This is a genomic window from Streptomyces sp. NBC_00078, assembly GCF_026343335.1.
Lineage (GTDB): Bacteria > Actinomycetota > Actinomycetes > Streptomycetales > Streptomycetaceae > Streptomyces.
Map to the genome: position 1 here is coordinate 1,208,906 of NZ_JAPELX010000001.1, position 13,744 is coordinate 1,222,649.

Sequence of the window (13,744 nt, forward strand, 5' to 3'; positions counted from 1 at the left end):
CCCCCACGGGTGTAGATCCTCTCCCCCACGCGGGGGAAGCCGGTTGTCAGTGGCGGCTGGCACGATGACGAAATGACCCGCTTGCTCCGCCCGTTGCTCCGGGGGACGACATACGCACGGCTGCTGCACCTGTGGCTGCCGATGCTGGTCGTCAGCGTGTGGATGTTCATCGGCCCGACGCTCCCGTGGGTGCCGCTGCTGGTGCTGATCCCGGTCGGGCTGATCCCGGCGGTACGCAGGGGCGAGGGCTTGCAGGCGCAGCTGCTGCTGACGCCCGGCGAGCGCGATCCCGGGTTCTCCGTGGCTCCGGCGAAGGCCTGGCGGGACCGGGTGCGTACGGTGCTGTGGCTGGAAGTGCGCATGGCGCTGGGGGCGGTGGCCGCGTTCGGCTGCGTCTGGCTGCCGATCACCGCGTTCGTGCTGGCGGAGAGCGCGTGGGGACGCGTGCCCGAAGGCGTCCCCGGGATCGCCGAGGTGGCACCGCGGGGATGGTCGGCCCTCCTGGTGCCGTTTCCCCTCCTCGCGTTGTGCGGACTCGTCGTCGGCCTGGGTGAGGTGGTCACCGCGGTCGCGCGCCGGCTCCTCGGCCCGTCCGCCGCCGAACGCCTCGCGGCTCTGGAGGAGCGCACCGAACAGCTCCTGGAGCGCAACCGGATCGCCCGTGAACTGCACGACTCGATCGGTCACGCACTGACGGTGGCCGTGGTGCAGGCGGGGGCTGCACGGGCGGCAGGCGACCCGGCCTTCACCGACCGGGCCCTCGGCGCGATCGAGGAGACCGGGCGGGCCGCTCTGGAGGATCTGGAGCGGGTGCTGGGCGTCCTGCGGGAGTCGGAGCGACGGGTGAGCAGCAGACCGGCGCTCGCGGACGCCGACCGGCTGCTGGAGTCCGCCCGCGGCTGTGGGGCGAAGGTCGACGCCGAACTCGCCGGGGCCCTGGACGCCCTGCCCGGCCCCGTCTCGCGTGAGGGGTACCGCATCCTCCAGGAGGCGCTGACCAACGTGCTTCGGCACGCGGGAGCCGTCCCCGTGCGCGTCCGCGTCGAGGTCAAGGCCTCCGCCCTCACCCTGGAGGTCCGCAATCCGCTGGCCGCCGGCATACCTGGGCCCGGCCGGGGCAGCGGGCTGCGCGGTATCCGCGAGCGCGCGGCCCTGCTGGGCGGCCGCGCGCGAACCGGGCCGGACGAGGGCGACTGGCAGGTACATGTGGAGCTGCCGTTGAGCTGATCTACGCTGGCCGGATGCCGGTCTCCGTTCTCCTCGTCGACGACGAGCCCCTCGTACGCGCCGGTCTGCGGGCCGTTCTGGAGGCGCAGCCCGACATCGAGGTCGTCGGGGAGGCCGCCGACGGGGCGGCGGTGATCCCGCTGGTGCGCCGGCTGCGGCCCGACGTGGTCGCCATGGACGTGCGGATGCCGCTGCTGGACGGCATCGAGGCCACGCGCGCGGTGCTGCGGACGATCGACGAGCCGCCGAAGATCCTCGTGGTGACGACGTTCGAGAACGACGAGTACGTGTACGAGGCCCTGCGGGCCGGCGCCGACGGTTTCCTGCTGAAGCGGGCCCGTCCGGCCGAGATCGTGCACGCGGTGCGGCTGGTCGCCGAGGGCGAGTCGCTGCTGTTCCCGGCCTCCGTGCGGCAGTTGGCAGCCGCGTACGGCGAGGGCGACGGCAACCGGGCCGCCCGGGACACGATGGAGCGGGCCCGGCTGACCGAGCGGGAGGCCGAGGTGTTGCGGCTGATGTCCCGAGGCCTGTCCAACGCGGAGATCGCCGCTCGGCTGATCGTCGGCACGGAGACGGTGAAGTCCCACGTCAGCGCCGTACTGGCGAAACTGGGTGCACGCGATCGCACCCAGGCCGTGATCGCCGCCTACGAGTCGGGGTTCGTGGCACCGGGCTGATGGGCGCGCCGAGCGAGGAGCGCCCCGAAGGGGTGCGGGCCGTGACCTCAGCGGCTCCGCCGCGGGGCCTGACCGGCCACGACGGCGCCGCAGAGAAAAGACGGCCCATCGCGGCCCTACCCCGCGGAGCGACCCGGTACGATCCGGCCAACACGCGCACGAGCTGGGAGGACGGGACGTTGGGGCAGCTGACCGGCGGGGATCCCTCGCTGCTGCGAAGGATCAACTCCGCGGTGGTGCTGCACGCGCTGCGTGCCACGGACGCGGCGACACTGACGGAGATCACCCGGGTGACCGGGCTGTCCCGGCCGACCGTGGAAGGTGTCGTCGAGGGCCTCATCGAGGTGGGTTACGTCGTCGAGAAGGCAGCCGACGAGAGCGTCGTACGACGCCAGGGGCGGCCCGCGCGGCGCTTCCGGTTCCGGGCCGAGGCCGGACATCTGCTGGGCGTGGACATCGGGCCCCACCGCGTCGCCGCGCTCCTCGCCGACCTCGACGGACGGGTGCTCGGCTCGGTCGCCAAGGAAGTCGACGAGACGGCTCCCGCCGACGAGCGCCTGGAACGGCTGCGCACCGCGGTGGCCGAACTGCTGCGCCGGGCGGGGGTCGCACGCGGCTCGCTGCGGGCGGTGGGAGTCGCCTCGCCCGGGATCGTCGAGGCGGACGGCACCGTACGGCTGTGCGCCGCGCTGCCCGAGTGGACGGGGCTGCGCCTGGGCGAACGGCTCAGCCGGTCCTTCAAGTGCCCGGTGCTCGTCGAGAACGACGCCAACGCCGCGGCCGTCGCGGAGCACTGGAAGGGCGCGGCCACCGAGTCCGACGACGTCGTGATGGTGCTGGCCGGGCTGAGCCCGGGGGCCGGTTCACTGATCGGCGGGCAGTTGCACCGGGGGTACGGCGGGGCGGCCGGCGAGATCGGCGCGCTGCATCTGCTGGGCCGCGGGGTGACCCCCGAGACGCTGCTGTCCACCACCGACGAGCCGCTGCACCCGCTCGACGAACAGGCCGTCGCCGAGGTCTTCGCGCAGGCCCGCGAGGGAGACCAGCGGGCCCGCGCGGCCGTCGACCGCTTCATCCAGCGGCTTGTCCACGACGTGGCCGCCCTGGTCCTGGCCCTCGACCCGGAACTCGTCGTCATCGGCGGCTGGGCGGCAGGCCTGGACGGCGTACTGGAGCCCCTGCGCCGCGAGTTGGCGCGTTACTGTCTGCGCCCGCCGAAGGTCACCCTGTCGCTCCTCGGCGAGGCCGCGGTGGCGACCGGCGCGCTCCGGCTGGCCCTGGACCACGTGGAGGAGCAGCTGTTCGCGGTCGAGGGCACGATGACGGCGCGGCGCTGAGACCGGGCACGCGAACGTGCTGTGCCCCGGAGCGGCTTCGGGGCACAGCACGGATGACGAGTGCGGGCGTCAGGACGCCTGGCGCTCGGGTCCCTGGTGGATCTCCACGCCTCCCGAGTCGCCGAAGGTCAGGCGGCAGGTGTCCGCCCGGTAGGTGGCGACGGAGAGGGCCGCGGTGCGGCCGTCGGCTAGGAAACGGGTGGTGACGACGAGCACGGGCGCGCCCGGCAGCCGGTCCAGTTCCTTGGCGTCGTCGGCGCGGGCGGAGCCGAGTTCCACGGCCCTGTCCTGCCCCTCCAGCTCCAGCCGGTGCAGCTCGCGCAGCACCGCACGCGCGCGTGCCGGTCCGGACGGCGCGTCTATGGCGGAGAGGTCGGGCACCGACGACTCCGGGATGTAGAGCAGCTCCGCGGCGACGGGCTGGCCGTGGGACACGCGGGAGCGGCGCACCGTGTACACGGTGTCGTCCGGGCCCGTCTCCAGCGCGGCGGCGACAGCCGCGGGCGGGGCAGCCGGCGTGCAGTCGACAGCCTGCCACACGTCCCCGGCCGCTCCCGGCCAGGCGTGCTGCTCCGTGCCGACGGCGACGCCCACGCGCGGCGGGGCGACGGTCGTGCCGACACCGCGGCGGCGCTGCAGCCTGCCTTCCAGTTCGAGCTGCTCCAGGGCCTGGCGGAGCGTGGCGCGGGCGACGCCGAAGCGGGCGGCCAGGTCGCGCTCGTTGGGCAGGATCTCGCCCACGGAGAACTCGGAGTCCAATGCCTCACTGAGCACGGTCTTGAGATGCCAGTACTTCGGTTCCGGCACCGATTCCAGCTGCGTGGTCCCCACCCTGTCCTCCGCAATCGCCGTGGTCCGGCGGCTTTTTAGCGCCCTTGTTTATTAAAGGTTGTTGCACTTATCTGCGACCATAGGGCGGCCCAAACCCTTGGTCAAGACCAATCCTCGATCCCATACGCACGGCACGGGGCACCTGCCGCCCAGCGTTCACACGGCGTTCGTGCGGGGCCGTCCTCGCCGCCTAGACCTCGGCCAGCGACAGCAGCTTGTCGGGGTTGCGCATGATGTAGACCGCCTGGATACGTCCCTCGAAGACGTCCACCTGGAAGACGCTGTCGGGCTTGCCCGCCGACAGGACGACGACCGCGAGGCCGCCGTTGATCTCCATGAAGCGGACGGACAGGTCCGGCACGCTCTTCTGGGCGACGCCGACGAGGAAGCGGCCCACGTTGTCGGCGCTCTCCAGGACCTGCAACGGCGCCCGGGACTTGCCTCCGCTGTCGCCCACCAGACGCACATCTGGCGCGAGCAGCGCCATGAGACCTTCGAGATCGCCCTCGCTCGCGGCGGCGAGGAACCGCTCGGTCAGCTCACGACGCCGGCCGGGGTCGACCTCGTAGCGCGGCCGGCGCTCCTCGACGTGCTTGCGGGCCCGCCCGGCCAGCTGGCGCACCGCCGCCTCGCCGCGCTCCAGCATGGCGGCGATGTCCGAGTACGGGTAGCCGAAGGCCTCTCTGAGCACGAACACGGCCCGCTCCAGCGGCGACAGCGACTCCAGGACGACGAGGACGGCCAGGGAGACGGAGTCGGCGAGCACGGCACGCTCGGCGGTGTCCGGGACGGTGTCCCCGAAGTCGGTCACGTACGGCTCGGGCAGCCAGGGCCCGACGTACGCCTCGTTGCGTGCCTTGACCTGGCGCAGCCGGTCGATGGCGAGGCGGGTGGTGATGCGCACCAGATAGCCGCGCGGTTCCCGCACCTCGCCGCGGTCGGCGCCGGACCAGCGCAGCCACGCCTCCTGGACGACGTCCTCCGCGTCGGCCACCCGCCCGAGCATGCGGTAGGCGACGCCCATCAGGACGGGGCGGTGGTCTTCGAAGACGTCGGTTTCGGTGTCGGTGGTCACGGCACCATCCCATGCGACGCGTCCGGACATGTCCAGGAGAATTCCGTGTGTCCCGAGCAGAATGGCCCGCGGGCCGCCGGGAGTCGGCGGCCGGAGTTACGGAGGTGGCCATGCGGTACGCGGTTCTGGGCACGGGCGAGGTCGGCCGTACGCTCGGCGGAAAGCTTGCGGAGCTGGGCCACGAGGTGACTCTGGGTTCCCGCTCGAAGGACAACCCCACCGCCCTGGAGTGGGCGCGCGGCGCCGGCGCGGGAGCACAGGCCGGCACGTTCGCGGAGGCGGCCTCGTCCGCCGAGGTGGTCGTGGTCGCAGTCGGCGGCCGGGTGGCGCTCATGGCGCTTGAGGCGGCGGGGGCGGAGAACCTCGACGGGAAGGTCGTCGTCGACGTCTCCAACCCGATGGCGTTCGAGGACGGGGAGCTGAGGCTGTCGCCCGTGGAGTCGGACAGCGTGGGCGAGCAGATCCAGCGCGCGTTCCCCCGCGCGCGCGTGGTGAAGACCCTCAACACCGTCAACTGCAAGGTGATGGTGGATCCCTCGCTGGTGCCGGGCGAACACCAGATCTTCGTGTGCGGTGCGGACGCGAGCGCCAAGGAGCAGGTCAGCGGTCTGCTCGGGGAGTTCGGGTGGCCGCCGCACCGGGTGCTCGACCTGGGTGGCATCCGGTCGGCGCGGAGCGTGGAGATGCTGCTGCCGTTGTGGCTCGACCTCCTCCGGAATCTCGGGCACGCGGAGTTCAACATCGAGGTGCGCAGGGGGCGTTGAGGGCCGTACGGCTGCGAGGTCGCCCCCGACCGGGGCTACCCGTCGGTAGCAATTGCTGACAAGCTGTCTACACGGCGTCCGCCGGCGAGCCCCAGACGAGGAGCACCCCCATGTCCGCCACCGTCTCCTTCAAGGTTCCCTCTCCCCGTGGCCCACAGCCAGTGACCGTGTCCTACGCGCGCGTGGGCAGCGGCGAACCGCTGCTCCTGCTGCACGGCATCGGTCATCACCGGCAGGCCTGGGACCCAGTGGTGGACCTCCTCGCGACCGAGCGCGACGTGATCGCCGTTGACCTGCCCGGATTCGGCGCCTCCCCCGCTCTGCCGGACGGCCTCGCCTACGACCTGCCCACGACGGCGGCCGTGTTCGGCGCGTTCTGCGAGGCGATGGAGCTGGAGCGTCCGCATGTGGCGGGTAATTCACTGGGCGGTCTGCTCGCCCTGGAGCTCGGCCGCGCGAAGCTCGCGCGGTCGGTGACCGCCCTGTCCCCGGCCGGGTTCTGGTCGGAGGCCGAGCGGCGCTACGCCTTCGGGGTCCTGCTCACCATGCGTCAGATCTCCCGCCGGCTCCCGCTGCCCCTGGTGCGGCAGCTGTCCCGCTCGGCGGCCGGCCGGACCATGCTGACAAGCACCATCTACGCCCGCCCGCACCGCCGTTCACCCGAGGCCGTGGTGGCCGAGACGCTGGCCCTGGCCCGGGCGACGGGGTTCGACGCGACCCTCACGGCCGGCAGCACCGTCCGGTTCACCGACGACCTCCCCGGCATCCCGGTCACCGTGGCCTGGGGCACCCGGGACATGCTGCTCGTGCGCCGTCAGGGGGTGCGCGCCAAGCAGCTCATCCCCCGGGCCAGGCTGGTGCGGCTGCCCGGCTGCGGGCACTGCCCGATGAACGACGATCCGGCGCTGGTCGCCCGCGTCATCCTCGACGGCAGCCGCTGACCGGGCACGCCTGTAGGCCAACGCGCCGGATCCGAGGGCGACTCCGGCGCCGACCAGAGCGCTGCCGACGGCCTGGGCGGCCCCGTAGGAGCCCGTTTTGACGAGTGGCGCCGTGCAGGCGGCGGCGACCGGGATGAGGCCGGAGAACAGCGTGGCGCGCTCCGCGCCGATCCGCTGCATCGCCATGTACCAGCACACGAAGCCGACGACGGTGACCACCGCCGCCTGCCACAGCAGCGCGGCAGCCTCGGTGGTGTCGGGGCGCCGCGGCCACGCCGTGCCGTCCATGAGCAGCGCGGCCGCCGCGGACTCGACCGCCGCGACACCGCACACCGTGGCGGACAGCAGCCGGGGCCCCAGGGGGCGCAGAACGGGCACGGCGAGCACGGCGAAACCGACCTCGCCGGCCAGCGCACAGGCGGAGAAGGCGATCCCGGTGCCGTCGGTGCGCCCCCACCCCTGGACCGTGAAGGCCCCGAAGGCGACCAGCGACGCCCCGTACAGGACCGTGCGCCGGGGCCTTCGGCCCTCGATCGCCGGGACCACGACGGCCACGACCACGGGTGCGCATCCCACGAAGACGCCGGGCACCGCCGGCTCGGCGGAACGCTCGGCCGCGATCACGGCCAGGTTGAAGCCGACCATGCCGACGGCGGCGAGGAGTGCGAGGCGGAGCCACTGACGGGGTGCGAGTTTCCGCAGCCGTGCCGTCGCTCCCGCGCCGGCCGACGGGAGGAGGAGCAGACAGGCGAGGCCGTAGCGCAGGAACTGGCCGCCCGCGTACGGGTAGTGGCCAAGGACGCTGTTCGCGGTGAAGGAACCGCCGACGAGGACACAGGCGAGCGCGGCGAGAAGGGCTCCACGCGTGGTGGTGGCGTTCATGGCAGCGACGCTAGGGAGCGCGGCGGTCCGGTTTAAGGTCCATTTCCATGACGTCATCGCAGACCAATCGGGACGGGAGTGCCGATCCGGCACGGGACACGGATCCCGGTCGCGCGGGATCACCCGCCTGGGAGCTGCTCCTGCCCGCAGCCTCCGCGCCGGCCCGTACGCGTGGACGTTCGCTGCAGGCCGCGCTGCGTGAGGCGGTACGGACCGGGAGGCTGGCGCCGGGCACCCGGCTGCCGTCGAGCCGTGATCTCGCCGCCGATCTCGGGGTGTCGCGGGGGCTGATCACCGAGGCGTACGAGCAGTTGACGGCTGAGGGCTATCTGCGCAGCGGGCGGGGTGCCGGCACCTGGGTGGGGGGTGCCGTGCGGGCCGCGCCCCCGCGCGCGCGTGATCTCGCCCCGCGCTCCCCCGGTGCGCACGCCGACTTCGTGCCCGGCACGCCGGATCTGTCGCTGTTCCCGCGCGGAGCCTGGGCCGCGGCGCAGCGTGCGGTCCTGGCGCAACTGCCGCACCAGGACCTCGGTTATCCCGATCCGCGCGGGCTGCCGCAGTTGCGTACCGTGCTGGCGGAGCTGCTGGGCCGCCGCCGGGGTGTCGTCGCGGACCCGGAGCGGATCGTGGTCGTCTCCGGGGTGGCTCAGGCGACGACGCTGCTCGGATTCGCGCTGCACGCGCGCGGGTTGCGCACCGTCGGCGCGGAGGATCCCGGGAGTCCTCAGCACAACGCGCTCTACGCCTCGGCCGGTGTCACGACCGTACCCGTGCCCATGGACGGCGAGGGGATCGCCGTCGGGCCGCTGCGGGACTCGGGCGTGAGGGCCGTGGTGACGACGCCCTCCCACCAGTTCCCCACCGGGATCGCGTACTCCGCGCGCCGCCGCACCGAACTGCTCGACTGGGCGCGGTCCGTGGACGGGCTCGTCCTGGAGGACGACTACGACGGTGACTTCCGCTACGACCGCGCCCCGGTGGGCGCGCTGCAGGGACTCGACCCGGAGCACGTGGCCTACACGGGCTCGGTCAGCAAGTCACTCGCCCCGGGTCTGCGGCTCGGCTGGCTGCTCGTGCCCCAGGCGCTGGCCGGCGAGGTCGTCGAGCGCAAACGGACCATGGACCTCGGCCATCCCACCCTCGACCAGGCCCTGTTCGCCCGATTCGTGGAGCGCGGCGACTACGACCGTCAGCTGCGCCGCTGCCAGCGCGCGTACCGCGAAAGGCGCGACACGCTCGTGGCGGCGCTGGAGGAGCATTTCCCGGGCGCCGAGGTGTCCGGGATCGCGGCGGGGCTGCACGTCATCGCCGAACTCCCGCACCGGTACGGCCCGCAGGAGGACTTCCTCGCGCGCGTGGCCGCGGCGGGCGTCGCCGTACGCCCGCTGACGGACTACACGCACGGGCGTGGCGGGCGTGGCGGGCCTGGCGGGGAGCGGGGGGTGCGGCTGGTGCTCGGGTACGCGCATCTTCCGCCCGCGCGGATCCGCGCGGGCGTACGGCTGATGGCCGAGGCGACGCACGGATGACGGCTGGGGTCTCTGTCCGGAGAACGCCGGGTGACTCATGCCTTCCGGTAACGCGTCGCACTCCTCGCCCATCGGTTTCCCTGCCCCTGCGGTCAGTTGTTCACCTGTGGTTTCCGTGTGCGCTGCGGCGCACCAGTAGGTCTGGCATCGCACACTGGCCGGATCCCGTCCCTGGAGGCGCATCCATGTCCCACCGTCCGTTCCCGGGCCGCCGTAGCGTGCTGCGCGGTTCCCTGGCCGCCTCGGCGGCCCTGACTCTGCCCACCGCCCTCGGCGCGGCACCGGCGTTCGCCCTGTCCGGGCGCCCCAGGGCGGGCTGGGGCGTGCAGGCAGGAGACGTGACCTGCAGCTCCGGACTGGTGTGGGTGCGCTCCGACCGTCCGGCCCGGATGATCGTCGAGACCTCCGCGACCGAGTCGTTCCGCAACCCGCGCAGATGGCACGGCCCGCTGCTCGGCGCGGATTCGGACTTCACCGGTACGACCCGGCTGCGCGGGCTGCCGCCGGGCGAGCAGATCCACTACCGCGTTCTGCTCGCCGACCCCGACGACCCGCGCCGCTCCGGCGAACCGGTGACCGGCACGTTCCGCACGGCGCCCGCCAAGCGGCGTCATGACGTGAAGTTCGTGTGGTCCGGAGACCTCGCGGGGCAGGGCTGGGGTATCAACGAGTCGATCGGGGGCTACCGCATCTTCGACGCCATGGCGAAGGTGGACCCGGACTTCTTCCTGTGCAGCGGCGACAACATCTACGCCGACGGGCCCATCGCCGCCGCTGCCACGCTGCCCGACGGCAGCGTCTACCGGAGCGTCACCACCGAGGAGAAGTCCCACGTCGCCGTCACCCTCGACGACTACCGGGGCAACTTCCGCTACAACCTGCTGGACCAGGCACTGCGCCGGTTCAACGCCCAGGTGCCGAACATCATCCAGTGGGACGACCACGAGGTCCGCAACAACTGGTACCCGGGCGAGGTCATCGGCACCGGTACGCCCTACCCGGCCGGCACGAAGCTCGACGACCTGGCGGTGCGCTCCCGGCAGGCCTTCTCCGAGTACTTCCCGATCTCCTCCATCAGCAGGCGCCCTGACGGCCGGATCTACCGCGTCGTCAACCACGGCCCCCTGCTCGACGTGTTCGTGCTCGACATGCGCACCTACCGCAACGCGAACTCGCCCGACAACCAGACCACGGACCCGGTGGGCATCCTCGGCCGCGAGCAGCTGGAGTGGCTCAAGCGGGAGCTTTCGAAGTCGCGTGCGGTGTGGAAGGTGATCGCCAACGACATGCCGCTCGGACTGGTCGTGCCCGACTCGAACGAGGGCAGGCCGAACCTCGAGGCCGTCGCACAGGGCGACCCGGGCGCACCGCTCGGCCGTGAGCTGCAGATCGCCGAGCTGCTGCGGTTCATCAAGCACCGGCGGATCACCGGCACCGTGTGGCTGACGGCCGACGTGCACCACACGTCGGCGCAGCACTACGACCCGTCACGGGCCGCGTTCAAGGACTTCGAGCCGTTCTGGGAGTTCGTGTCCGGTCCGCTCAACGCGGGCGCCTTCCCTGCCAACGCGCTCGACGGCACCTTCGGCCCGGACCGGGTGTACGTGAAGGCGCCGACGGCGTCGAACGTCTCCCCCGCCGACGGCTACCAGTTCTTCGGCGAGGTCGACATCGACGGGGACAGCGGCGAGCTGACGGTGCGTCTGCGCGAGTACGACGGCACCGTCCTGTTCACGCAGACTCTGCAGCCGGGCCGCGTCGGCCAGTAACTCCCGTATTCTTTCCCGTAGGCCGCGTACCGGCGTCATCCCCCGGTGCGCGGCCTTCGTGCGCCCGCGAACGTGATCATGCCGGCTACCGCACCACAACCGTAAGAAGGTTCTCAAAAGTTGCATAACCACGCTTTACCCATCGGTCACAAAGCGTTCGTGATCACGCAACACCGTTCCTTCACAGTAGTTGCATGAGCCGAGACATGTCTGATGTGACGCGTGCGAAGCAAGGCCGTCCCGTGCGGGCGGTCACCCGGTCCGCCATGGAGGCGTTCCAGACGTGGTGGACACGCCGCCACGGTCACGCACCGCCGAGGAGCGATACCGACGCCCGGTCGCTGTCGCGAAAGCAGCAGACCGGGTCGTCCGACGGGCCGCCGGCGGCGCCGGAGGCCGCGCGCGGCGAGAGCACGCTGTGGCGGGTGCGGACGACGGTGCAGGACGAGCCGGGATCGCTGGCCGCGCTGTGCACGGCGCTTGGCGGCCGCCGGGTCGACATCCTGAGCCTGCAGACGCATCCGCTGGCCGAGGGCACGGTGGACGAGTTCCTGCTGCGGGCTCCCGATGAGCTCATGGGCTCCGACCTCACCCGGCTGGTGTCGCTGGCCGGGGGCGCCGACACGTGGATCGAGCGGGCCGACGCCCACGATCTGGTGGACGCGCCGACCCGCGTCCTGGACCTGGCCACCCGCACCGCCCTGGACGCGGCGGAACTGCCTCTCGCACTGCGGCAGTTGCTCGGACGGTGCACCATCCGCCAGCTGCCCGCCACACCGGTGGGCGGCGGCCGGGGCGAGGAGCACGTACCCGTGGAAGGGGTACTCGATGACACCGTGATGCGGCTGCGCGCACCGGACGGCGGACAGATCACCGTGGAGCGGCCGTATCTGCCGTTCACCCCGACCGAGTTCGCCCGCGCGCGGGCGCTGGTGGAGCTCGACGCCCGGCTCGGGCCGCGGGTGCCGGCCGGCCAGGACGTGCTGACGCTGCCCGAGGGCAACGAGATCACGATGCGGCGGGCCGACGTACGCGACCTGGAGGCCGCGAAGGCGATGCACGAGCGGTGCTCGGCGCGGACGCTCGGCATGCGGTACCACGGGCCGGTCGGCGACGCGGACCGTTATCTGAACCACCTGCTCAGCCCGCGGTTCGGCCGCACCCTCACGGTGCAGACCGCGTCGGGCCGCGTCGTGGGCCTGGGCCATCTGCTGTGGGACGGGGACGAGACGGAGGTCGCGCTGCTGATCGAGGACAAGTGGCAGCGGCGCGGCATCGGTGCCGAACTGCTGGAGCGGCTGGTGGCGATGGCGGGGGAGGCGGGCTGCGAGAGCGTCTACGCCGTGACGCAGGCGTCCAACACCGGCATGGTCACGGCGATGCGTGGCCTGGGGCTCCCCCTCGACTACCAGATCGAGGAGGGCACCCTGGTCATCACGGCCCGGCTGGGCACTCCGCTCGGGGAGGGCGCCGTAAGGGTCACCAACGCCGAAGCGTCCTAGAGGCGCCAGAGGCTATGGGGTACACAGCGGCTGCGGGTGTGCTGTGGCCGGCCGCGCAGCTCCCCGCGCCGCTGTAGTGGCGCGGACGCGCCCAAAGGCGCCGTCCAAGTCCGCCCACAGGTCCTCGACGTCCTCCAGGCCCACCGACAGCCGCAGCAGGCGGTCGCTCACCCCGGCACCCCGGCGGTCCTCCGCGTCCACGATGCGGTGGCTGATGGACGCCGGGTGCTGGATGAGGGTGTCGACGCTGCCCAGGCTCACGGCGGGAGTGATCAGACGGACGCCGGCGATGACCTCGTGCGGGTCGCCGGCCACCTCGAACGCGATCATCGCGCCGCCGATGCGGGGGTAGTGGACGCGGGTGACCCGCGGGTCGTCGGCGAGGCGGCGGGCGAGTTCGGCGGCGTTCGCGGAGGCGGCCCGGACACGCACCGGGAGGGTCGCCAGGCCCCGCAGCAGCAGGTAACCGGCGAGCGGGTGCAGCACGCCACCCGTGGCGAACCGGACCTGCCGCAGCCGCCCGGCGAACTCCTCGTCGCAGCCGACGATGCCCGCCATCACGTCCCCGTGTCCGCCGAGGTACTTGGTGGCGCTGTGCAGCACCAGCCGTGCACCGTGTTCGGCGGGGCGCTGCAGCACCGGCGTGGCGAAGGTGTTGTCCGCGAGCAGCGGGACGGAGCCACAGGCGTGAACGACGGCCCGCAGGTCGACTTCGGCCAGGGTCGGGTTGGCCGGGGACTCGACCATCACCAGTCCGGTGTCGGGGCGCAGGGCGTCCGCGATCCCGGCGGGGTCGGTCCAGGTCACCTCGGAGCCGAGCAGTCCGGCGGTCAGCAGGTGGTCACTGCAGCCGTACAGGGGCCGTACGGCCACGACGTGGCACAGGCCCATCGACGCCCGTACCAGCAGGACGGCGGTCAGTGCGGCCATGCCGCTGGCGAACGCCACCGCCGACTCGGTGCCCTCCAGGCGGGCCAGCGCGGTCTCGAAACGGGCGACCGTCGGGTTGCCGAGGCGCCCGTAGACGGGCGGGCCCTCGGGCTCGGCACCAGTGGTGGCGAAGGCGTCGATGCGCGCCGCCTCGCCACGGCTGTCGTACGACGGATAGGTGGTCGACAGGTCGATCGGCGGGGCGTGCAGTCCCTGCCGGGCGAGGTCGTCGCGGCCGGCATGGACGGCTTCGGTGGCCAGTGCTCTCGTGGAGTCCATG

Annotated in this window: 11 protein-coding genes and 1 pseudogene; 8 read left to right on the plus strand and 4 right to left on the minus strand. The window is 72.6% G+C overall.

Annotated elements, in window-relative coordinates:
• Positions 1–72: 72 nt before the first annotated feature.
• The 3 genes from OOK07_RS05580 to OOK07_RS05590 all read left to right on the plus strand — a co-directional run bounded on the left by OOK07_RS05580 (position 73) and on the right by OOK07_RS05590 (position 3,241).
• Complete coding sequence (locus OOK07_RS05580) at positions 73–1,227, plus strand: sensor histidine kinase (protein ID WP_266795286.1); 1,155 nt, start codon at positions 73–75, stop codon at positions 1,225–1,227.
• Positions 1,228–1,241: 14 nt separating this feature from the next.
• Positions 1,242–1,904, plus strand: coding sequence for a response regulator transcription factor (locus tag OOK07_RS05585; RefSeq protein ID WP_266677507.1), 663 nt, complete (start codon positions 1,242–1,244; stop codon positions 1,902–1,904).
• 179 nt (positions 1,905–2,083) lie between these two features.
• Positions 2,084–3,241, plus strand: a complete 1,158-nt coding sequence (locus OOK07_RS05590; RefSeq protein WP_266677509.1) for an ROK family protein — start codon at positions 2,084–2,086, stop codon at positions 3,239–3,241.
• 69 nt (positions 3,242–3,310) lie between these two features.
• Here OOK07_RS05590 and OOK07_RS05595 read toward each other — a convergent pair whose 3' ends face one another.
• The gene (locus OOK07_RS05595) at positions 3,311–4,072 is read right to left on the minus strand and encodes a GntR family transcriptional regulator (RefSeq protein WP_266677511.1); all 762 of its coding nucleotides are present in this window, start codon (positions 4,070–4,072) and stop codon (positions 3,311–3,313) included.
• A 190-nt stretch (positions 4,073–4,262) separates the two neighbouring features.
• Entirely contained in the window at positions 4,263–5,147 is an 885-nt protein-coding gene (locus OOK07_RS05600; RefSeq protein ID WP_266795288.1) for an RNA polymerase sigma-70 factor, read from the minus strand.
• Between the two features lie 110 nt (positions 5,148–5,257).
• Here OOK07_RS05600 and OOK07_RS05605 point away from each other — a divergent pair, with 110 nt between their 5' ends.
• Positions 5,258–5,911 carry an NADPH-dependent F420 reductase gene (locus OOK07_RS05605; RefSeq protein WP_266801900.1) on the plus strand — a complete coding sequence of 218 codons (654 nt, stop codon included), beginning with the start codon at positions 5,258–5,260 and terminating at the stop codon, positions 5,909–5,911.
• A gap of 110 nt (positions 5,912–6,021) precedes the next feature.
• Positions 6,022–6,852, plus strand: coding sequence for an alpha/beta fold hydrolase (locus tag OOK07_RS05610; RefSeq protein WP_266677515.1), 831 nt, complete (start codon positions 6,022–6,024; stop codon positions 6,850–6,852).
• Positions 6,853–6,945: 93 nt separating this feature from the next.
• Here OOK07_RS05610 and OOK07_RS05615 read toward each other — a convergent pair.
• Positions 6,946–7,791 (minus strand): annotated as a pseudogene (locus tag OOK07_RS05615) (EamA family transporter); the annotation flags it as partial.
• Between OOK07_RS05615 and pdxR the strand changes: the two are divergent.
• The 3 genes from pdxR (at position 7,782) to OOK07_RS05630 (ending at position 12,534) form a co-directional block, all read left to right on the plus strand.
• Positions 7,782–9,263, plus strand: coding sequence for a MocR-like pyridoxine biosynthesis transcription factor PdxR (gene pdxR, locus OOK07_RS05620; RefSeq protein WP_266795289.1), 1,482 nt, complete (start codon positions 7,782–7,784; stop codon positions 9,261–9,263). The pseudogene OOK07_RS05615 and the gene pdxR sit on opposite strands and share 10 nt — an antisense overlap.
• A 185-nt stretch (positions 9,264–9,448) precedes the next feature.
• On the plus strand, positions 9,449–11,032 hold the full coding sequence (locus OOK07_RS05625) for an alkaline phosphatase D family protein (RefSeq protein ID WP_266795290.1): 1,584 nt from the start codon (positions 9,449–9,451) through the stop codon (positions 11,030–11,032).
• Between the two features lie 194 nt (positions 11,033–11,226).
• Complete coding sequence (locus OOK07_RS05630) at positions 11,227–12,534, plus strand: GNAT family N-acetyltransferase (protein WP_266795291.1); 1,308 nt, start codon at positions 11,227–11,229, stop codon at positions 12,532–12,534.
• Between the two features lie 12 nt (positions 12,535–12,546).
• Here OOK07_RS05630 and OOK07_RS05635 read toward each other — a convergent pair whose 3' ends face one another.
• Complete coding sequence (locus OOK07_RS05635) at positions 12,547–13,743, minus strand: trans-sulfuration enzyme family protein (RefSeq protein WP_266795293.1); 1,197 nt, start codon at positions 13,741–13,743, stop codon at positions 12,547–12,549.
• Between the last annotated feature and the right edge of the window lies 1 nt (position 13,744).